The sequence below is a fragment of the Diaphorobacter limosus genome (assembly GCF_033100095.1).
Classification (GTDB): Bacteria; Pseudomonadota; Gammaproteobacteria; order Burkholderiales; family Burkholderiaceae_C; genus Alicycliphilus; species Alicycliphilus limosus.
Genome location: NZ_CP136921.1, coordinates 1,942,865 through 1,961,377, shown reverse-complemented (window position 1 = coordinate 1,961,377; position 18,513 = coordinate 1,942,865). Strand labels below are relative to the sequence as shown.

Below are 18,513 nucleotides of genomic sequence, written 5' to 3'. Positions count from 1 at the left end.
GTGCGGCTTGCAAACGGGCGCCTGCGCCCTCATATGGCATTCCCATGGAACAGTACCACGGCACCACCATTCTCAGCGTCCGGCGCCAGACGGCGAACGGCATCCAGGTTGCTCTTGGCGGCGACGGCCAGGTCACCCTGGGCAACATCGTCGTCAAGGGCACGGCGCGCAAGGTGCGCAAGCTCTACCAGGGGCGTGTGCTGGCCGGCTTTGCCGGCGCCACGGCGGACGCCTTCACGCTGTTTGAGCGCTTCGAGGCCAAGCTGGAGAAGCACCAGGGCCAGCTGACGCGCGCGGCCATCGAGCTCACCAAGGACTGGCGCACCGACCGCGTGCTACGTCGCCTGGAGGCCATGCTGGCCGTGGCCGATCATTCGGCCTCGCTCATCATCACCGGCAACGGCGACGTGCTCGAGCCCGAGGAGGGCATAGTCGCCATCGGTTCGGGCGGCGCCTACGCGCATTCGGCCGCCAAGGCGCTGCTGCACAACACCGATCTGCCGGCCGTGGACATCGTGAAGAAGTCGCTCGCGATCGCCGGTGAGCTGTGCATCTATACCAACATGCACCACACCATAGAGACGCTGTAGGCGTTTCGCTATTGTATTAATAGCTTCTGGCGCTTATCTGTAAAGCGCTGGAGCCAGAAATGGTCTAAAAATGTCCTCCATGACCCCCCAGGAAATCGTCTCCGAGCTCGACCGCCACATCGTCGGCCAGCAGGGGGCCAAGCGTGCCGTGGCCATCGCCCTGCGTAACCGCTGGCGCCGCCAGCAGGTCGATAGCAGCCTGCGCCAGGAGATCACGCCCAAGAACATCCTGATGATCGGCCCCACGGGCGTCGGCAAGACCGAGATTGCGCGTCGCCTGGCGCGCCTGGCCGATGCGCCCTTCATCAAGGTCGAGGCCACCAAGTTCACCGAGGTGGGCTATGTCGGCAAGGATGTGGACTCCATCGTGCGCGACCTGGTCGAGGTGGCCGTGAAGCAGACGCGCGAGCAGGACATGAAGAAGGTGCGCGTGCGCGCCGAAGACGCGGCCGAGGAGCGCATTCTCGATGTGTTGATCCCCCCGGCACGCACCGGCGAAGCGGCACCCGACAGCACGGCGCGCCAGGTGTTCCGCAAGAAGCTGCGCCAGGGCGAACTGGACGACAAGGAGATAGAGATCGACCTGGCGGACGCGCGCCCGCAGCTGGAGATCATGGGCCCGCAGGGCATGGAAGAGATGGCCGAGCAACTGCGTGGCATGTTCAGCCAGATGGGCCAGGAGCGGCGCAAGACGCGCAAGCTGAAGATCGCCGAGGCGCTCAAGCTGCTGACCGACGAGGAGGCTGCCAAGCTGGTGAACGAGGAAGAGGTCAAGGCCCATGCCCTGCATAACGCCGAGCAGAACGGCATCGTCTTCATCGACGAGATCGACAAGGTGGCCTCGCGCCAGGAGAGCGGCGGCGCCGAGGTCTCGCGCCAGGGCGTGCAGCGCGACCTGCTGCCGCTGGTGGAGGGCACGACGGTGTCCACCAAGTACGGCATGGTCAAGACCGACCATATCCTGTTCATCGCCTCGGGCGCCTTCCACTTGGCCAAGCCCAGCGACCTGATCCCCGAGCTGCAGGGGCGCTTTCCGATCCGCGTGGAGCTCACCTCGCTGTCGGTGCAGGACTTCGAGGCCATCCTGACGCAGACCCATGCCAGCCTGGTCAAGCAGTACCAGGCGTTGCTGGCCACCGAGGGCGTGGCGCTGGAATTCACCCCCGAGGGCATCACGCGCCTGGCGCATATTGCCTATGACGTGAACGAGCGCACCGAGAACATCGGCGCACGCCGGCTGTCCACGGTGATGGAGCGGCTGCTCGACGAGGTCAGCTTCGACGCCGCCCGCCTGTCGGGCCAGACGGTGGTAGTGGACGCCGACTACGTGAACGCGCGTCTGCAGGCGCTGAGCCAGGACGAAGACCTGTCGCGCTACATCCTGTGAGGGTCGGGGTGACATCGCCCCGGGCTTCATAAAGCACTTGCATACCCGCATCTAAGTGCTTAATCAATAAAGGGTTTTGCCTGATTTTTGCATGCAAATCGGGTTCTAAGCCCTTGATTTCATTACAAATTTTTGACGACTCCCCTGTTGTTGGGTGTGCTTTTCCTGCTACAGTGCAAAAAAGTGCAATTAAGTGGTGAAAAGTGCCTTTCGAGCCCAAAACGGCGCCGAAAGGTGGGTGGATCAAGCAGGGGTTCGATTCGTGTTCCAAGGGGCGTCATCGCTGAGTCTCGATGCCAAGGGGCGGCTATCTGTGCCGACCCGGCATCGTGACGCCCTGACGGAGCAGGCCGGCGGCCAGCTGACCATCACCAAGCACCCCGACGGCTGCCTGATGGTGTTTCCGCGCCCGGAGTGGGAGAAGTTCCGCGAGCGCATCGCCCAACTGCCCATGTCGGCGCAGTGGTGGAAGCGCATCTTCCTGGGCAACGCCATGGACGTGGAGATGGATGGCACGGGGCGCGTGCTCGTCTCGCCCGAGTTGCGCGAGGCCGCGGGCCTGACCAGGGAGGCCGTGCTGCTTGGCATGGGCAGCCACTTCGAGCTCTGGGACAAGGCGACGCACGACGCCAAGGAGGCCGCCGCCATGCAGGCCGGCATGCCCGATGTCCTCAAGGACTTTTCTTTCTAGGGGCCGCGTGTGAACCAGCCCCTGCAACACACCACGGTCTTGCTCGACGAGGCGGTCAATGCCCTGCTGGGCGGCGGCGGTGACGCCGCGCCGGCGGGCTGCTTCGTCGACGGCACCTTTGGCCGCGGAGGGCATTCGCGGCTCATATTGCAGCGGCTGGGCGCTGCGGGGCGGCTGCTGGCCTTCGACAAGGACCCGGCAGCCATCCAGGAAGCGGCGCGCATCGAGGATGCGCGCTTTGCCATTCGGCACCAGGGCTTTTCGCTGCTGGGCGAGCTGCCTGCGGCCAGCGTGGCCGGTGTGTTGCTGGACCTGGGCGTGAGCTCGCCGCAGATCGACGACCCCGGGCGCGGTTTCAGTTTTCGATTCGACGGCCCGCTGGACATGCGCATGGACACCACGCGCGGCCAGAGCGTGGCCGATTGGCTGGCAGATGCCGAGGTGGCACAGATTGCGGAGGTGATACGTGACTACGGCGAAGAACGGTTTGCTGGCCCCATTGCAAAGGCGATTGTTGCTTGGCGCACGCAGCGCGGCCCCATTGGCAGCACTGCCGAGCTGGCCGACATCGTGGCTGGCGCGGTCAAGACCCGCGAGCCGGGCCAGAACCCTGCGACGCGCACATTTCAGGCGCTCCGGATTTTCATCAACGCCGAGCTTGAGGAGCTGCAGCGCGCGCTAGGGGCCAGCCTGCGCGTGCTGGCACCGGGCGGCCGCCTGGTGGTGATCAGTTTTCACTCGCTGGAAGATCGCATCGTCAAGCAGTTCATCGCCCAGCATTCGAAAGAGGTGTTCGACCGCCGCGCGCCGTTCGCCGCGCCCCAGCCCATGCGCCTGAAGGCCGTCGCCCGCATCAAGCCGGGCGCCGCCGAGGTGGCCGCCAACCCGCGTGCGCGCAGCGCCGTGATGCGCGTGGCCGAGCGCACGGAGGTGCCAGGATGACCCGTATCAGCCTGGTGCTGCTGCTGGCGGTGATGGCCAGCGCCATGTATCTGGTGCACACGCAGTACCAGTCACGCCGGCTGTACACCGAGCTCGACCGCGCGGTGGCCGAATCGCGCCGCCTGGAAACCGAGCACCAGCGCCTGCAGGTGGAAAAGCGTGCCCAGGCCACGCCGCTGCGCGTGGAGCGCCTGGCGCGCGACAAGCTGCACATGCGCACGGCCACGCCGGCCATCACCCACTACGTGACGGCCGACGGCAAGCCCGTTGCCGCGCCACTGGCCGCACCCGCGGCAGCAGGGGGCAGGCGATGAGCCGGCGCAGCGTCAACTACACCTCCAGCCCCTTGCTGGCCAGCAAGACGCCGCTGTGGCGCAGCCAGTTCATCGTGGCCCTGGTGGCCCTGGGCTTTCTGGCCCTGATCGGGCGCGCGGCCTATGTGCAGGTGTTCGGCAACGCCTTCTTCCAGCGCCAGGGCGAGGTGCGCTTTGCACGCACGCTGGAGCTGCCGGCCAACCGTGGCCGCATTCTGGACCGCAACGGCCTGATCCTCGCGTCCAGCGTGCCGGCGGCCAGCATCTGGGCCATTCCCGAGGACGTGGAGACCGACAACCCGGAGGTGAAGCCCAAACTCAAGCAGCTGGCGCGCCTGATGGGCATGCCCCTGCCGGCACTCATGGCCAAGCTGGCGGATGAAGACAAGACCTTCGTCTGGATCAAGCGCCAGCTCGACTGGGATGTGGGCCAGCAGATCCAGGCCCTGGGCATCAAGGGCATCTACCAGCGCAAGGAATACAAGCGCCAGTACCCCGAGGGCGAGGCGGCCGCCCATGTGGTCGGCTTCACCAACGTGGAAGACCATGGCCAGGAGGGCATGGAGCTGGCGTTTGACAAGGAGCTGGCCGGCAAGCCCGGTTCGCGCCGCGTGATCAAGGACCGCCTGGGCCGTGTGGTCGAGGGCGTGGGCGCCGAGGTGCCGCCCGTCGATGGGCGCGACATGCAGCTGTCCATCGACAGCAAGGTGCAGTTCTTCGCATACCAGAAGCTGCGCGACACCGTGGCCGAGCACAAGGCCAAGGCCGGCAGCGTGGTCGTGCTGGACGCCCATACTGGCGAGGTGCTGGCCCTGGCCAACTACCCCAGCTACGACCCCGGCAGCCGCGGCAGGCTGACCGGCGAGCAGCTGCGCAACCGCGCCATCACCGACACCTTCGAGCCCGGCTCGACCATGAAGCCCATCACCATAGGCCTGGCGCTCAACAGCGGCCGCGTGCGGCCCGAGACCGTGATCGACACCAGCCCCGGGCGACTGACCATTACCGGCTCCACCATCAGCGACACGCACAGCTACGGTGCGTTGACCGTCGAGGGCGTGGTGCAGAAGTCGAGCAACGTGGGTACGACAAAAATCGCCATGCAGATGCCGGCGCGCGAGATGTGGGAGACCTTCTCCGCCGTCGGCTTCGGGCAGAAGCCGCAGATCGCCTTCCCCGGTGCGGTCAGCGGGCGGCTGCGCCCCTACAAGAGCTGGCGCCCCATCGAGCAGGCCACCATGTCCTACGGCTATGGCCTGTCGGCCAGCCTGTTCCAGATGGCGCGCTCCTACACCGTGTTCGCCAATGGCGGCAAGGTCATCCCGGCCACCATGCTCAAGACCGATGAGCCCGCCGTGGGCGTGCCGGTGTTCTCCGAGCGCACGGCGAACCAGGTGCGCAAGATGCTGCAGATGGCCGCCGGCCCCGGCGGCACGGGCCAGAAGGCGCAGACCGTGGGTTACTCGGTGGGTGGCAAGTCGGGCACGGCGCGTAAGCAGGTGGGCAAGAGCTATGCCACGGGCAAGTACCGCGCCTGGTTCACCGGCCTGGCGCCGGTGGACAAGCCGCGCATCATCGTCGCCGTGATGATCGACGAGCCGAGCAACGGCGTGATCTACGGCGGTGCCGTGGCCGCCCCGGTGTTCAGCGAGGTGGTGCAGCAGACGCTGCGCATGATGAGCGTGGCGCCCGACATGGCCGTGCAGCCGCTGATCGTCACCAACGCCGTGGAGGAGTCGCTGTGAGCCGGCCGCGCCCCCTGGCATCCGTAGCCGAGGCTGTTGCCTGGCTGCGCGCGCGCGTCACCGGAACCTTGCAGACCGACAGCCGCCTGATCCAGAGTGGCGACGCCTTCATCGCCTGGCCCGGCGCCGCCACCGACGGCCGCGCCCATGTGGCCGACGCCCTGGCGCGCGGCGCCGTCGCCTGCCTGGTGGAGCAGCAGGGGGTGGAGGCCTTCGCCCTGGCCGGTGTGCATGTCGCGGCGCTGCCGGGCCTCAAGGCCGCCACCGGCCTGATCGCCGCCGAATGGTTTGGCCGGCCCAGCGAGCGCCTGCAGGTGCTGGCCGTGACCGGCACCAATGGCAAGACCAGCACCGCCTGGTGGCTGGCAGATGCGCTCAATCAACTATCAGCACAAGAGCTGCCTGCGCTTGATGGGTGCGCCTTGGTAGGTACTTTGGGTATTGGTGTGCCGCCGGAGCTGAACAGCACCGGCATGACCACGCCCGACCCCGTGCGCCTGCAGCGTGCGTTTGCGCAGTTTGCCGATGCGGGGCTCTCGGCCTGCGCCATCGAAGCCTCGTCCATAGGTCTGGCCGAACACCGGCTGGATGGAACGCAGGTGCGCGTGGCGCTGTTCACCAACTTCACCCAGGACCACCTGGACTACCACCACGACATGGCCGCCTACTGGCAGGCCAAGCGCGTGCTGTTCGACTGGCCGGGGCTGCGCGCTGCCGTCATCAACATCGACGACGCCCAGGGCGCCGCCCTGCATGCCGAGCTGCAGGGCCGCGCGCTGGACCTGTGGAGCGTGTCCATCCAGGGTCCGGCGCGGCTGGCCGCACAGGACATCGTGCATCGCGGCGCGGGCCTGGCCTTCGCCGTGGTCGAGGGCGGGCAGGCGCTGCCGCTGCAGACCCAGCTGATCGGCCTGTACAACGTGTCGAACGTGCTGGGCGTGATCGCCTGCATGCGCGCGCTGGGCGTGCCTTTGGCGCAGGCCCTGGCCGCCTGCGCGCGCCTGGCACCCGTGCCGGGGCGCATGCAGCAGCTGGCCTTTGCCGGCCAACCCCTGGTTGCCGTGGACTATGCCCACACGCCGGACGCGCTGCACCAGGCGCTGACGGCGCTGCGTCCCATGGCGGCGCAGCGCGGTGGCCGGCTGTGGTGCGTGTTCGGCTGTGGCGGCAACCGCGACGCCACCAAGCGCCCGCTGATGGGCGCCGTGGCGCAGCGCGAGGCCGACCGCGTCATCGTCACCAGCGACAACCCGCGTGGCGAGGAGCCGCGCGCCATCATTCACCAGATCCTGCAGGGCATGATTGCCTCCACCCATGTGGGCGCAGAAGGTGACCGTGCCGCAGCCATAGCCCGGGCCGTGGCCGAGGCCGGCGCCAACGACGTGGTGCTGATCGCCGGCAAGGGTCACGAGGATTACCAGGAGACGGCCGGCCAGCGCCAGCCGTTCTCCGACATGGCGCAGGCGCGTGACGCGCTGGCGCGTCGAGGAGCCGTGGCATGAGCCACACCAACCACCCCCCCATGATGACGCTGCAGCAGGCCTTCGAGCTGCTGCGCGCCCGCATCCCGGCCGCGGGCCTGGTGGGCGACGGCGCCACGCCGCTGGCGCGCGTGCACACCGACACCCGCACGCTGCAGGCCGGCGACCTGTTCGTGGCCCTGAAGGGCGAGCGTTTCGACGCCAACACCTTTCTGCCCCAGGCCGGCGCGGCCGGCGCCGCCGCCGCCATTGCCCATGGCGGGTTGCAGGCGGCGGGCCTGCCCGGCATCGAGGTGCCCGACACCCTGGCGGCCCTGGGCGCGCTGGCGGCCGGCTGGCGCGCTCAGTTTGATCTGCCGCTGATAGCCGTGACCGGCAGCAACGGCAAGACCACCGTCACGCAGATGCTGGCCGCCGTGCTGCGCGCCTACAAGGGCGATGCGGCCCTGGCCACGCAGGGCAACTTCAACAACGACGTGGGCCTGCCGCTGACGCTGCTGCGCCTCGCCGCCACGCATCAGGCGGCGGTGGTCGAGCTGGGCATGAACCACCCGGGCGAGATCGCCTACCTGGCCGACATCACCCGCCCCAGCGTGGCCCTGGTGAACAACGCCCAGCGCGAGCATCTGGAATTCATGCACACGGTGGACGCGGTGGCGCGCGAGAACGGCAGCGTCATCAGCGCCCTGGCGCAGGACGGTGTGGCGGTGTTTCCGGCCGGCGACGAGTACACGCCGCTGTGGCGCGCGCTGGCGGGTGAGCGCTGCTGCCTGTGCTTTGGCGCGCAGGGCGATGTGCGCTGCGAGACCGCGCAGTGGAACGAGGGCGCCTGGACCGTGCGCATTGCCACGCCCCTGGGCGCATTCGACACGCGCCTGCATATCGCCGGCTTGCACAACGTCACCAACGCCATGGCGGCCACTGCCTGCGCCGTGGCCGCGGGCGTGCCGCTGGCCGCCATTGCCGCCGGCCTGGCGGCGTTCGAGCCGGTCAAGGGCCGCTCGCGCGCGCTGGCCCTGCATTGCCAGGGCCGGGCCATTACCGTGGTGGACGACAGCTACAACGCCAACCCCGACTCGGTGCGCGCCGCCATAGCCGTGCTGGCCGATCTGCCCGGCCCGCGCCTGCTGGTGCTGGGCGACATGGGCGAGGTGGGCAACCAGGGGCCGCAGTTCCATGCCGAGGCCGGCGCGCATGCGCACCAAAGCGGCATAGAGCAGCTGTTTGCCTTGGGCGCCTTGAGCGTCCATGCCGCCCAGGCCTGCGGGCCGGCGGCGCGGCATTTCGAGGACATGGCATCGCTGCTGGCAGCGGTGCAGGAGGCCCTGCCCGGCGTGGGCAGCGTGCTGGTGAAGGGGTCGCGCTTCATGAAGATGGAACAGGTGGTGCAGGCCATGGAGGGCGCATGCTCCTGATCCTGTCGCAATGGCTGCAAGGCCTGTCGCCGGACTTCGGCTTTCTGCGCGTGTTCCAGTACATCACCTTCCGTGCGGTGATGGCGGCGCTGACGGCGCTGCTCATCGGCCTGGCGGCCGGCCCCAAGGTGATACGCATACTCACGGCGCTGAAGATCGGCCAGCCTATCCGCGGCTACGCCATGCAGTCGCACCTGTCCAAGAGCGGCACGCCCACCATGGGCGGGGTGCTGATCCTGCTGTGCATCGCCATCTCCACGCTGCTGTGGTTCGACCTGTCCAACCGCTTTGTCTGGATCGTGCTCATCGTCACGCTGGGCTTTGGCGCAATCGGCTGGGCCGACGACTGGCGCAAGGTGGTGAACAAGGATCCCGAGGGCATGCGCTCGCGCGAGAAATACCTCTGGCAATCGGTGATCGGCCTGGCCGCAGCGCTGTACCTGGTGTTCTGCATCTCCGAGAACTCGAACGCACGCGTGTTCGAGCTGTTTGTCGCCTGGATCAAGTCGGGCTTTACGCTCGATCTGCCGCCGCAGGCCGGCCTGCTGGTGCCCTTCTTCAAGGAGGTCAGCTACCCGCTGGGCGTGCTGGGCTTCGTGATCCTGACCTACCTGGTGATCGTGGGCGCGAGCAACGCCGTGAACCTGACCGATGGCCTGGACGGCCTGGCCATCATGCCGGTGATCATGGTGGGCGCGTCGCTGGGCATCTTTGCCTATGTGACGGGCAATGCCGGCTTTGCCAAGTACCTGCTGTTTCCCTACATCGCCGGCTCGGGCGAACTGCTGATCTTCTGCGCCGCCATGGCCGGTGCCGGCCTGGCCTTTCTGTGGTTCAACGCCCATCCGGCCCAGGTGTTCATGGGCGACGTGGGCGCGCTGGCGCTGGGTGGCGCCCTGGGCACCATCGCCGTCATCGTGCGCCAGGAGATCGTGCTGGCCATCATGGGCGGCATCTTCGTCGTCGAGGCGCTGTCGGTGATGCTGCAGGTGAGCTGGTTCAAGTTCACCAAGCGCCGCTACGGCGAGGGCCGGCGCCTGCTGAAGATGGCGCCGCTGCACCACCATTTCGAAAAGAGCGGCTGGAAGGAGACGCAGGTCGTCGTGCGCTTCTGGATCATCACCATGCTGCTGTGCCTGATGGGCCTGTCCACGCTGAAACTGCGATGAACCCAGAGCACCACGATCCCCTGCTGCCGGCCGAGGCCTCCATGCCCGAAGCCGCGCCAGGCGCCGCGCCGGTTGCTGCACCGGCCCCGGCGGCCGCGCCCGCTCTCGACTGGCAGGCGCCGCCCGTTTCTGCCGCCGAGCAGGCCCGGGAGTTCGTCGCGCGCATCTTTGCCGACGTGGGCGCCGCCGACGAACCCGAGGCCGCCGCGCCCGTGGCCGAGACCGAGCCCGCCGCGGCTGCAGAACTACCCGCCGCCGCACCCACCACCCGCCCCGGCGAGGGCCTGGCGCCGCTGGCCGACCAGCGCGTGCTGGTGCTGGGCCTGGGCGCCTCCGGCCTGGCCATGGCGCGCTGGTGTGTGCGCTGCGGTGCCCAGGTCATCGTGGCCGACACGCGCGAAGCCCCGCCGCAACTCGCCCTGCTGCAGGCCGAGCTGCCCCAGGTGGAGTTCATCGCCGGGCCCTTGGCCGCTAGCCTGGTCGAGGGCCGCGCGTTGCATGCCGTGTACCGCTCGCCGGGCCTGAGTCCGGCTGATATTGCTCCCGTTACAGTAGCTGCTGGCGCTTGCCAGATAAGAGTTGCAGGCGAATTGGACCTGTATGCCATGGCGCTGCGCGAACTGCGCGCCAGCCATGGCTATGCGCCGGCCGTGCTCGCCGTCACCGGCACCAACGGCAAGACGACGGTGACATCGCTGACCACCCTGCTGGTGCAGCAGGCGGGCAAGAGCGTGGCCGTGGCCGGCAATATCGGCCCGACGCTGCTCGACACCCTGGGCCAGCGCCTGGACGCGGCCGATCTGCCTGAGGTCTGGGTGCTGGAGCTGTCGAGCTTTCAACTGGATGGCGTGCAGGGTTTCGAGCCCACGGCCGCCGCCGTGCTCAACATCAGCCAGGACCACCTGGACTGGCATGGCAGCCTGCAGGCCTACGCCGAGGCCAAGGCGCGCATCTTTGGCAACAGCGCGCTGATGGTGCTCAACCGCGAGGACGCCGCCGTCATGGCCATGCTGCCGCCGCCGGTGCGCGTCAAGCTGCAAAAGCCCCAGCCGCGCGCCCATGTGACCTTTGGCGCCGACATGCCGCAGCGCCCCGGCGACTTCGGCATCGAGGTGGTCAGCGGCATGGCCTGGCTGGTGCGCGCGCATGAGGCTGACGAGACCGCCAGGCGCGGCCGCAATGCCCAGGAGGCCGAGCTCTACGTCCAGCGCCTGATGCCCGCCGACGCCCTGCGCATACGCGGCCGCCACAACGCCTGCAACGCCCTGGCCGCGCTGGCCCTGGCCCAGGCCGCAGGCTGCCCGCTGGCGCCCATGCTCTACGCCCTGCGCGAATACCGCGGCGAGCCGCACCGCGTCGAGCCTGTCGGCATGCTGCGCGAGGTGGAGTACTTCGACGACAGCAAGGGCACCAACGTCGGCGCCACCGTGGCCGCCCTCACCGGCCTGGGCGCGGACAGGCGCCTGGTGGTCATCCTGGGCGGCGACGGCAAGGGCCAGGACTTCTCGCCGCTGGCCGCGCCGATTGCGCGCTATGCGCGTGCGGTGCTGCTGATAGGGCGTGACGCGCCGCAGATCCGCGCCGCTTTGGCTGGCAGCGGTGTGCCGCTGCTGGATGCCGCCACCCTGCCCGAGGCCGTGCAGCTGGCCAGCCAGCGCGCCCATGCGGGCGACGCCGTGCTGCTGTCGCCGGCCTGCGCCAGCCTGGACATGTTCGACAACTACGCCCACCGCGCGCGCGTGTTCGTGGATGCGGTGCACGCCCTGGCCGAAGATGCGGGCCAGAGCCTGGATGGAGGTCTGGCATGAGCGCCGCCGCACGTCCCAATGCCGGCCCCGGCCTGTGGCAGCGCCTGCGCGCGCTGGCGGGTGCGCGCCCGCCAGAGTCCGCCGACGTGCTGCCGGTGCGCGTGGGCGGCACCGAATACCGCCGCACCACGGCCACGCCGGCGCATGTGCTGGGTTTTGACCAGGCGCTGTGCTGGGTGGTGGTGCTGCTGCTGGCCTTCAGCGTGGTGATGGTGTATTCGGCCTCGATTGCCATGCCGGACAACCCACGCTTTGGCAACATCGCGCCCCACCATTTCGTGCTGCGCCATGCGATCGCCATCGGTGTGGGCTTTGTCGGCGCGCTGCTGGCCTTCCAGGTGTCCATGAACACCTGGGAGCGCATGGCGCCCTGGCTCTTCGTAGTCTCCATCCTGCTGCTGATCGCGGTGCTGATCCCGCATGTGGGCGTGGTGGTCAATGGCGCGCGGCGCTGGCTGTCCCTGGGCATCATGAACTTCCAGCCGTCGGAGCTCGCCAAGTTCGCCGTGCTGATCTACGCCGCCGACTACATGGTGCGCAAGATGGAGGTCAAGGAGCGGTTCTTTCGCGCCGTGCTGCCCATGGTCGTGGCCGTGGGCGTGGTGGGCGCGCTGCTGCTGGCCGAGCCCGACATGGGCGCCTTCATGGTGATCGCCGTGATCGCCATGGGCATTTTGTTTCTGGGCGGGGTGAACGCGCGCATGTTCTTCCTGATCGCCGCCGTGCTGGTGGCGGCGTTTGCCATGATGGTCATGACCAGCCCCTGGCGGCGCGAGCGCATCTTTGCCTACCTGGATCCATTCAGCGAGGCGCATGCGCTGGGCAAGGGCTACCAGCTGTCACATTCGCTGATCGCCATCGGGCGCGGCGAGATCTTCGGCGTGGGCCTGGGGGGCAGCGTGGAAAAGCTGCACTGGCTGCCCGAGGCGCACACCGACTTCCTGCTGGCGGTGATCGGCGAGGAGTTCGGCCTGGTGGGCGTGCTGGTGCTCATCCTGCTGTTCCTGTGGCTCACGCGCCGCATCATGCAGATCGGCCGCCAGGCCATCGCGCTGGACCGCGTGTTCTCGGGCCTGGTGGCCCAGGGCGTGGGCGTGTGGATGGGCTTTCAGGCCTTCATCAACATGGGCGTGAACCTGGGCGCGTTGCCCACCAAGGGGCTGACGCTGCCTTTGATGAGCTTTGGCGGATCGGCCATTCTGATGAACCTGGTGGCCATTGCCGTTGTTTTGCGTGTTGACTATGAGAACAAACTCTTGATGCGAGGTGGCAGGGTATGAGCAGCCCCAAGACCGCCCTCATCATGGCCGGCGGCACCGGCGGCCATATCTTCCCCGGCCTGGCCGTGGCCGAGGAGCTCACGGCACGGGGCTGGCGCGTGCACTGGCTGGGTACGCCCGGCAGCATGGAATCGCGCATCGTGCCGCAGCATGGCCTGCCGCTGGAGACCATCGACTTTTCCGGCGTGCGCGGCAAGGGCGTGATCACGCTGGCACTGCTGCCGCTGAATTTGCTGCGCGCCTTCTGGCAGGCGCTGGCCGTGGTGCGGCGCGTGCGGCCCGATGTCGTCATCGGCATGGGCGGCTATGTCACCTTCCCCGGCGGCGTGATGGCCGTGGCGGCGGGCAAACCGCTGCTGCTGCACGAGCAGAACTCGGTGGCCGGCATGGCCAACCGGGTGCTGGCCAGCATGGCGGATCGCATCTTCACGGCCTTCCCCGGCGTGTTCAAAAAAGGCCACTGGGTGGGCAACCCGCTGCGCGCGGCCTTCACGCGGCAGGCCGGCCCGGCCGAGCGCTTTGCCGGCCGCACCGGGCCACTCAAACTGCTGGTGGTGGGCGGCAGCCTGGGCGCGCGCGCGCTCAACGACATCGTGCCCCAGGCGCTGGCGCTGCTGCCCGAGGCGCAGCGCCCCCAGGTCATACACCAGAGCGGCCAAGGTGTGAATGGAGGGCAGATCGAGCAGCTGCGCGCCAATTACCAGGCCGCCGGCGTGCAGGCCGAGCTGACGCCCTTCATCGACGACACGGCCGCGGCGTTCGCCGAGGCCGACGTCATCGTCTGCCGCGCCGGCGCCAGCACCGTCACCGAGATCGCGGCCGTGGGCGCGGCCGCGGTGTTCGTGCCGTTTCCGCATGCGGTGGACGACCACCAGAGCACGAACGCCCGCTTTCTCGTCGATGCGGGCGGCGGCTGGCTGGTGCAGCAGGCCGACCTGACGCCGCGCGGCTTGGCTGATATGCTATTAAATATGGAGCGTTCCGCGCTTTTGGAGCGGGCGCTGAAGGCAAAAAACATGCAAAAAACCCAGGCCACCCGCGAGGTGGTGTCCGCCTGCGAGGAGTTGGCATGAAACACGCCATTCATCACATCCACTTCGTCGGCATCGGCGGCTCGGGCATGTGCGGCATTGCCGAGGTGCTGCACAACCTGGGCTACAAGGTGTCGGGCTCGGATCTGGCCGACAGCGCCACGCTGGCGCGCCTGCGCACGCTGGGCGTGGCCACCCATGTGGGCCACGCGGCCGCGCATATCGCGGGCGCGGACGCCGTGGTTACCTCCACGGCGGTGCAGCAGGACAACCCCGAGGTGCTGGCCGCGCGCGAGCGCAAGATCCCCATCGTGCCGCGCGCCGTGATGCTGGCCGAGCTGATGCGCCTGCGCCGCGGCATCGCCATTGCCGGCGCCCATGGCAAGACCACCACCACCAGCCTGGTGGCCAGCGTGCTGGCCGAGGGCGGGCTCGATCCCACCTTCGTCATCGGCGGGCGCCTGAACAGCGCCGGCACGAATGCCAAGCTGGGCGGGGGCGAGTACATCGTGGTCGAGGCGGATGAATCCGACGCCTCGTTCCTGAACCTGCTGCCGGTGATGGCGGTCGTCACCAACATCGATGCCGACCATATGGAGACCTATGGCCATGACTTTGGCCGGCTCAAGCAGGCCTTCGTGGACTTTCTTCACCGCATGCCGTTCTACGGCACGGCCATCCTGTGCGTGGACAACCCGGCCATACGCGACATCCTGCCGCGCGTGACCTGTCCGGTGACCAGCTACGGCCTGGCCGAGGATGCCGAGGTGCGCGCCGTCGACGTGCGCGCCGTGGGCACGCAGATGCAATTCACCGTGCTGCGGCGCAACGGCGTCACGCTGCCCGACCTGCAGGTAGAGCTGAACCTGCCCGGCGAGCACAACGTGCTCAACGCCCTGGCGACGATCGCCGTGGCCACCGAACTCAACGTGCCCGACGAGGCCGTGCTGCGCGCCCTGGCCGGCTTCACCGGCGTGGGCCGGCGCTTTCAAAGCCATGGCGAGCAGCGCACCCAGGACGGCGGGCGCTTCACCCTCATCGAGGACTATGGCCACCATCCCGTGGAGATGGCCGCCACCATGGCCGCCGCGCGCGGCGCCTACCCGGGCCGGCGCCTGGTGCTGGCCTTCCAGCCGCACCGCTACAGCCGCACGCGCGACTGCTTCGAGGACTTCGTCAAGGTGCTGGGTGGCGCCGACGCCGTGCTGCTGACCGAGGTCTATGCCGCCGGCGAGGCGCCCATCGTCGCCGCCGACGGCCGCGCCCTGGCGCGCGCGCTGCGCGTGGCCGGCAGCGTGGAGCCGGTGTTCATCGACGACATCGCCGATCTGCCCCAGCGCATCGCCAGCGCCGCCAGGGATGGCGACGTGGTGCTGTGCATGGGCGCGGGCTCGATCGGCGGCGTACCCGCGAAGATCGTTGAATTACTACAAAAAAGCGAGCTGTCAGCGCAGGAAGGACGGGCGCAATGAGCCAAAAAAACTTGGAGATCAACCCGCCCGCGCTGGGCAAGGTCGCGGTGCTCATGGGCGGCACCTCGGCCGAGCGCGAGGTCTCGCTGATGTCCGGCGGTGGCGTGCTGCAGGCGCTGCGCGCGCGCGGTGTCGATGCCCATGCCTTCGATCCGGCGCATGCCGACCTGTCCGAGCTGAAAACCCACGGCTACAACCGCTGCTTCATCGCCCTGCATGGCCGCCACGGCGAGGACGGCACGGTGCAGGGCGCGCTGGAGCTCCTGGGCATTCCCTACACCGGCCCCGGCGTCATGGCCTCGGCCATTGCCATGGACAAGATCATGACCAAGCGCATCTGGCGCTTCGAGGGTCTGCCCACGCCCGACTGGCGCCTGGTGGCCAGCAGTGCCGAGACGGCACAGGCCTTTGCCGAGCTGGGTGCGCCCATGATCGTCAAGCCCTCGCGCGAGGGCTCGACCATTGGCCTGACCAAGGTCACGTCCCTCGGCCAGTGCGAGCAGGCCTATCTGCTGGCCGCCCAGCATGACCCCGAGGTGCTGTGCGAGCAGTTCATAGACGGCGACGAAACCACCTGCCCGGTGCTGGGCCAGGGCGACGCCGCGCGCGCGCTGCCGGTGATCCGCATCGTGGCCCCCGATGGCAACTACGACTACCAGAACAAGTACTTCACCGACGTCACGCAATACCACTGCCCCAGCGGATTGAGCGAGGCCGAGGAGCGCGAGATCCAGCGCATCGTGGTGCAGGCCTACCGCACTCTGGGTTGCCGTGGCTGGGCGCGCGCCGACATCATGATCCGCAAGGGCGACCGCAAGCCCTTCCTGCTGGAGATCAACACCTCGCCCGGCATGACCGGCCATTCGCTGGTGCCCATGTCGGCCAAGGCCAGCGGCATCAGCTATCCCGACCTGTGCCTGCGCATTCTGGCCAGCGCCTCGCTGGATGCGCTGCAGGGCCGTGCTGGCGCGCCGGGAGCCCAGGAGCACGCATGAACGCCACGCTGCCCGTACCGCTGGACGTCAAGCTCATGAACATGACCGCCACGGTCATGTTCCTGGGCTGCGCCGCCGGCGTGCTGGCGGCGGGCGGGGCCTGGCTGCTGCGCCAGCCAGCGTTTTCCATAGCGCATATCGCCGTCGAGGGCGATGTGGCGCACACCAGCGCCATGAGCCTGCGCGCCAACGTGGCGCCGCAACTCAAGGGCAACTTCTTCACCGTCGATCTGGAGGCTGCGCGCCGCGCCTTCGAGCAGGTGCCCTGGGTGCAAAGCGCCCAGGTGCGGCGCGAATTCCCCAGCGGCCTGCGCGTGCATCTGCAGGAGCATGACGTGGCCGCCTACTGGGGCGCCGAGGGCAGCGCCACGCTGGTCAACAGCCAGGGCCAGGTCTTCGAGGCCGATGCCGACGAGGTGGAAGAGGACGGCCTGCCGCGCCTGCTGGCAGCGACGCCCGAGCGCGCGGCCGAAATGCTGGACATGGCGCGGCGCCTGGCGCCGCTGCTGGCGCCGCTGGGAGCCGGCCTGGAGACGCTGGAGCTCACCGGCAACAGCGGCTGGCGCGTGCTGCTGGCCAGCGGCGCCGTGCTGCAGCTGGGCGGCGGCAAGCCCGATGAGGTGCTGGAGCGCGTGCGTCGCCTGGCCGGCACGCTGGCCGGCGTGGCGCAGCAGCAGGGGCGCGGTGTGGAGGCTCTGGAATACGCCGACCTGCGCCACGACGGTGGTTACGCGCTGCGCCTGCGCGGCGTGACCACGGTGGCCAACGAGGCGCAGCGTGTTGCCGCGCAGCGCGCGGCCGAGCGTGCGGCGGCAGCGGCGGCGCGTGCCGCGCAAGCGGCGCAGCGGGCAGAGGCCAAGGCGCGTGCGGCGGCAAAGAACAACTGAGGGCAGGACGAAAGAACTATGGCAAGAGAGTACAAAGACGTGGTCGTGGGGCTGGACATCGGCACCGCCAAGGTCATGGCCGTGGTGGCCGAGGTGTTGCCCGGTGGCGAGCTCAAGCTCGCCGGTCTTGGTGTGGCGCCTTCCAATGGCTTGAAGCGCGGCGTGGTGGTGAACATCGACGCCACGGTGCAGAGCATCCAGCAGGCGCTGAAGGAGGCCGAGCTGATGGCCGACTGCAAGATCCAGCGCGTCTACACCGGCATCACCGGCAGCCATATCCGCGGGCTCAACTCCAGCGGCATGGTGGCGGTGAAGGACAAGGAGGTCACGCCGGCCGACGTGGCGCGCGTGGTCGAGACGGCCAAGGCCATCAACATCTCCAGCGACCAGCGCCTGCTGCTGGTCGAGCCGCAGGAGTTCATCATCGACGGCCAGGACGTGCGCGAGCCCATCGGCATGAGCGGCATGCGCCTGGAGGCCAAGATCCACATCGTCACCGGCGCGCAGAGCGCGGCCGAGAACATCATCAAATGCGTGCGCCGCTGCGGCCTGGAGGTCGAGCAGCTGATGCTCAACCCCCTGGCCAGCAGCCAGGCCGTGCTGACCGATGATGAACGCGAGCTGGGCGTGGCCGTGGTCGATATCGGCGCCGGCACCACCGACGTGGCCATCTTCACCGGCGGCGCCATTCGCCACACGGCCGTGCTGCCGATTGCTGGCGACCTGATCACCAGCGACATCGCCATGGCGCTGCGCACACCGACCAAGGACGCCGAGGACATCAAGGTGGAGAGCGGCTTTGCCAAGCAGCTGCTGGCCGACCCCGAGGCCCAGGTGGAGGTGCCGGGCCTGGGCGACCGCAGCCCGCGCATGCTCAGCAAGCAGGCGCTGGCCGGCGTCATCGAGCCGCGCGTGGAGGAGATTTTCTCGCTGGTGCAGCAGGTGATACGCGAGTCGGGCTACGAGGAAGTGCTGTCGTCGGGCATCGTGCTCACCGGCGGCAGCTGCGTCATGCCCGGCATGGTGGAGCTGGGCGAGGACATCTTTTTGAAGCCCGTGCGCCGCGGCCTGCCGAAGTATTCCAGCTCGCTGGCCGACATGATTGCCCAGCCGCGCGCGGCCACCGTCATGGGCCTGTTGGAAGAAGCGCGCCTGGCGCGCCTGCGCGGCTTCAAGGTGGCGGCCAAGAGCGGCTCGGTGAAGACGGCGTTTGGCCGCTTCAAGGACTTCATCGTGGGGAACTTCTGACATGACGGCCGCATTGCTTTGGCTGGCCCGCGCCGGGCCGCCGCGTCGAAAGCGGGGC

16 protein-coding genes are annotated in these 18,513 nt (G+C 68.6%); all 16 read left to right on the top strand.

Annotated features, from left to right (window positions below; all coding sequences use genetic code 11):
• Positions 1–44 precede the first annotated feature (44 nt).
• On the top strand, positions 45–590 hold the full coding sequence (gene hslV, locus P4826_RS09455; protein WP_317703589.1) for an ATP-dependent protease subunit HslV: 546 nt from the start codon (positions 45–47) through the stop codon (positions 588–590).
• 70 nt (positions 591–660) lie between these two features.
• A complete protein-coding gene (gene hslU, locus P4826_RS09450) occupies positions 661–1,977 on the top strand; it encodes an ATP-dependent protease ATPase subunit HslU (protein WP_317703588.1) in 1,317 nt (438 codons plus the stop codon).
• Positions 1,978–2,239: 262 nt separating this feature from the next.
• Positions 2,240–2,668 (top strand): division/cell wall cluster transcriptional repressor MraZ, encoded by a 429-nt coding sequence (gene mraZ, locus P4826_RS09445; protein ID WP_317703587.1) that lies wholly within the window; start codon positions 2,240–2,242, stop codon positions 2,666–2,668.
• A gap of 9 nt (positions 2,669–2,677) precedes the next feature.
• The gene (gene rsmH, locus P4826_RS09440; protein ID WP_317703586.1) at positions 2,678–3,610 is read left to right on the top strand and encodes a 16S rRNA (cytosine(1402)-N(4))-methyltransferase RsmH; all 933 of its coding nucleotides are present in this window, start codon (positions 2,678–2,680) and stop codon (positions 3,608–3,610) included.
• A complete protein-coding gene (ftsL, locus tag P4826_RS09435) occupies positions 3,607–3,924 on the top strand; it encodes a cell division protein FtsL (RefSeq protein WP_317703585.1) in 318 nt (105 codons plus the stop codon). The genes rsmH and ftsL overlap by 4 nt, the downstream gene beginning before the upstream one ends.
• Positions 3,921–5,669, top strand: coding sequence for a peptidoglycan D,D-transpeptidase FtsI family protein (locus P4826_RS09430; protein ID WP_317703584.1), 1,749 nt, complete (start codon positions 3,921–3,923; stop codon positions 5,667–5,669). Before ftsL ends, P4826_RS09430 begins: the two co-directional genes overlap by 4 nt.
• Positions 5,666–7,171, top strand: a complete 1,506-nt coding sequence (locus tag P4826_RS09425) for a UDP-N-acetylmuramoyl-L-alanyl-D-glutamate--2,6-diaminopimelate ligase (RefSeq protein WP_317703583.1) — start codon at positions 5,666–5,668, stop codon at positions 7,169–7,171. Before P4826_RS09430 ends, P4826_RS09425 begins: the two co-directional genes overlap by 4 nt.
• Positions 7,168–8,565, top strand: a complete 1,398-nt coding sequence (locus P4826_RS09420; protein ID WP_317703582.1) for a UDP-N-acetylmuramoyl-tripeptide--D-alanyl-D-alanine ligase — start codon at positions 7,168–7,170, stop codon at positions 8,563–8,565. The genes P4826_RS09425 and P4826_RS09420 overlap by 4 nt, the downstream gene beginning before the upstream one ends.
• Positions 8,556–9,734 carry a phospho-N-acetylmuramoyl-pentapeptide-transferase gene (gene mraY, locus P4826_RS09415; RefSeq protein WP_317703581.1) on the top strand — a complete coding sequence of 393 codons (1,179 nt, stop codon included), beginning with the start codon at positions 8,556–8,558 and terminating at the stop codon, positions 9,732–9,734. The genes P4826_RS09420 and mraY overlap by 10 nt, the downstream gene beginning before the upstream one ends.
• The gene (murD, locus tag P4826_RS09410) at positions 9,731–11,542 is read left to right on the top strand and encodes a UDP-N-acetylmuramoyl-L-alanine--D-glutamate ligase (protein ID WP_317703580.1); all 1,812 of its coding nucleotides are present in this window, start codon (positions 9,731–9,733) and stop codon (positions 11,540–11,542) included. The genes mraY and murD overlap by 4 nt, the downstream gene beginning before the upstream one ends.
• Entirely contained in the window at positions 11,539–12,822 is a 1,284-nt protein-coding gene (gene ftsW, locus P4826_RS09405; protein WP_317703579.1) for a putative lipid II flippase FtsW, read from the top strand. Before murD ends, ftsW begins: the two co-directional genes overlap by 4 nt.
• Positions 12,819–13,895: an undecaprenyldiphospho-muramoylpentapeptide beta-N-acetylglucosaminyltransferase gene (gene murG, locus P4826_RS09400; RefSeq protein WP_317703578.1), complete on the top strand. Its 1,077-nt coding sequence runs from the start codon at positions 12,819–12,821 to the stop codon at positions 13,893–13,895. The genes ftsW and murG overlap by 4 nt, the downstream gene beginning before the upstream one ends.
• On the top strand, positions 13,892–15,325 hold the full coding sequence (gene murC / locus P4826_RS09395) for a UDP-N-acetylmuramate--L-alanine ligase (protein ID WP_317703577.1): 1,434 nt from the start codon (positions 13,892–13,894) through the stop codon (positions 15,323–15,325). Before murG ends, murC begins: the two co-directional genes overlap by 4 nt.
• Positions 15,322–16,320, top strand: coding sequence for a D-alanine--D-alanine ligase (locus P4826_RS09390; protein WP_317703576.1), 999 nt, complete (start codon positions 15,322–15,324; stop codon positions 16,318–16,320). Before murC ends, P4826_RS09390 begins: the two co-directional genes overlap by 4 nt.
• Entirely contained in the window at positions 16,317–17,207 is an 891-nt protein-coding gene (locus P4826_RS09385; RefSeq protein WP_317703575.1) for a cell division protein FtsQ/DivIB, read from the top strand. The genes P4826_RS09390 and P4826_RS09385 overlap by 4 nt, the downstream gene beginning before the upstream one ends.
• 18 nt (positions 17,208–17,225) lie before the next feature.
• On the top strand, positions 17,226–18,455 hold the full coding sequence (gene ftsA, locus P4826_RS09380; RefSeq protein ID WP_317703574.1) for a cell division protein FtsA: 1,230 nt from the start codon (positions 17,226–17,228) through the stop codon (positions 18,453–18,455).
• Positions 18,456–18,513: the final 58 nt, after the last annotated feature.

Coding starts and splice junctions, on each gene's coding strand:
- murC (WP_317703577.1), top strand. CDS start 13,892: ATGAAACACGCCATTCATCACATCCACTTCGTCGGCATCGGCGGCTCG.
- ftsL (WP_317703585.1), top strand. CDS start 3,607: ATGACCCGTATCAGCCTGGTGCTGCTGCTGGCGGTGATGGCCAGCGCC.
- P4826_RS09420 (WP_317703582.1), top strand. CDS start 7,168: ATGAGCCACACCAACCACCCCCCCATGATGACGCTGCAGCAGGCCTTC.
- murG (WP_317703578.1), top strand. CDS start 12,819: ATGAGCAGCCCCAAGACCGCCCTCATCATGGCCGGCGGCACCGGCGGC.
- murD (WP_317703580.1), top strand. CDS start 9,731: ATGAACCCAGAGCACCACGATCCCCTGCTGCCGGCCGAGGCCTCCATG.
- hslV (WP_317703589.1), top strand. CDS start 45: ATGGAACAGTACCACGGCACCACCATTCTCAGCGTCCGGCGCCAGACG.
- P4826_RS09390 (WP_317703576.1), top strand. CDS start 15,322: ATGAGCCAAAAAAACTTGGAGATCAACCCGCCCGCGCTGGGCAAGGTC.
- P4826_RS09430 (WP_317703584.1), top strand. CDS start 3,921: ATGAGCCGGCGCAGCGTCAACTACACCTCCAGCCCCTTGCTGGCCAGC.
- ftsA (WP_317703574.1), top strand. CDS start 17,226: ATGGCAAGAGAGTACAAAGACGTGGTCGTGGGGCTGGACATCGGCACC.
- P4826_RS09385 (WP_317703575.1), top strand. CDS start 16,317: ATGAACGCCACGCTGCCCGTACCGCTGGACGTCAAGCTCATGAACATG.
- mraY (WP_317703581.1), top strand. CDS start 8,556: ATGCTCCTGATCCTGTCGCAATGGCTGCAAGGCCTGTCGCCGGACTTC.
- hslU (WP_317703588.1), top strand. CDS start 661: ATGTCCTCCATGACCCCCCAGGAAATCGTCTCCGAGCTCGACCGCCAC.
- ftsW (WP_317703579.1), top strand. CDS start 11,539: ATGAGCGCCGCCGCACGTCCCAATGCCGGCCCCGGCCTGTGGCAGCGC.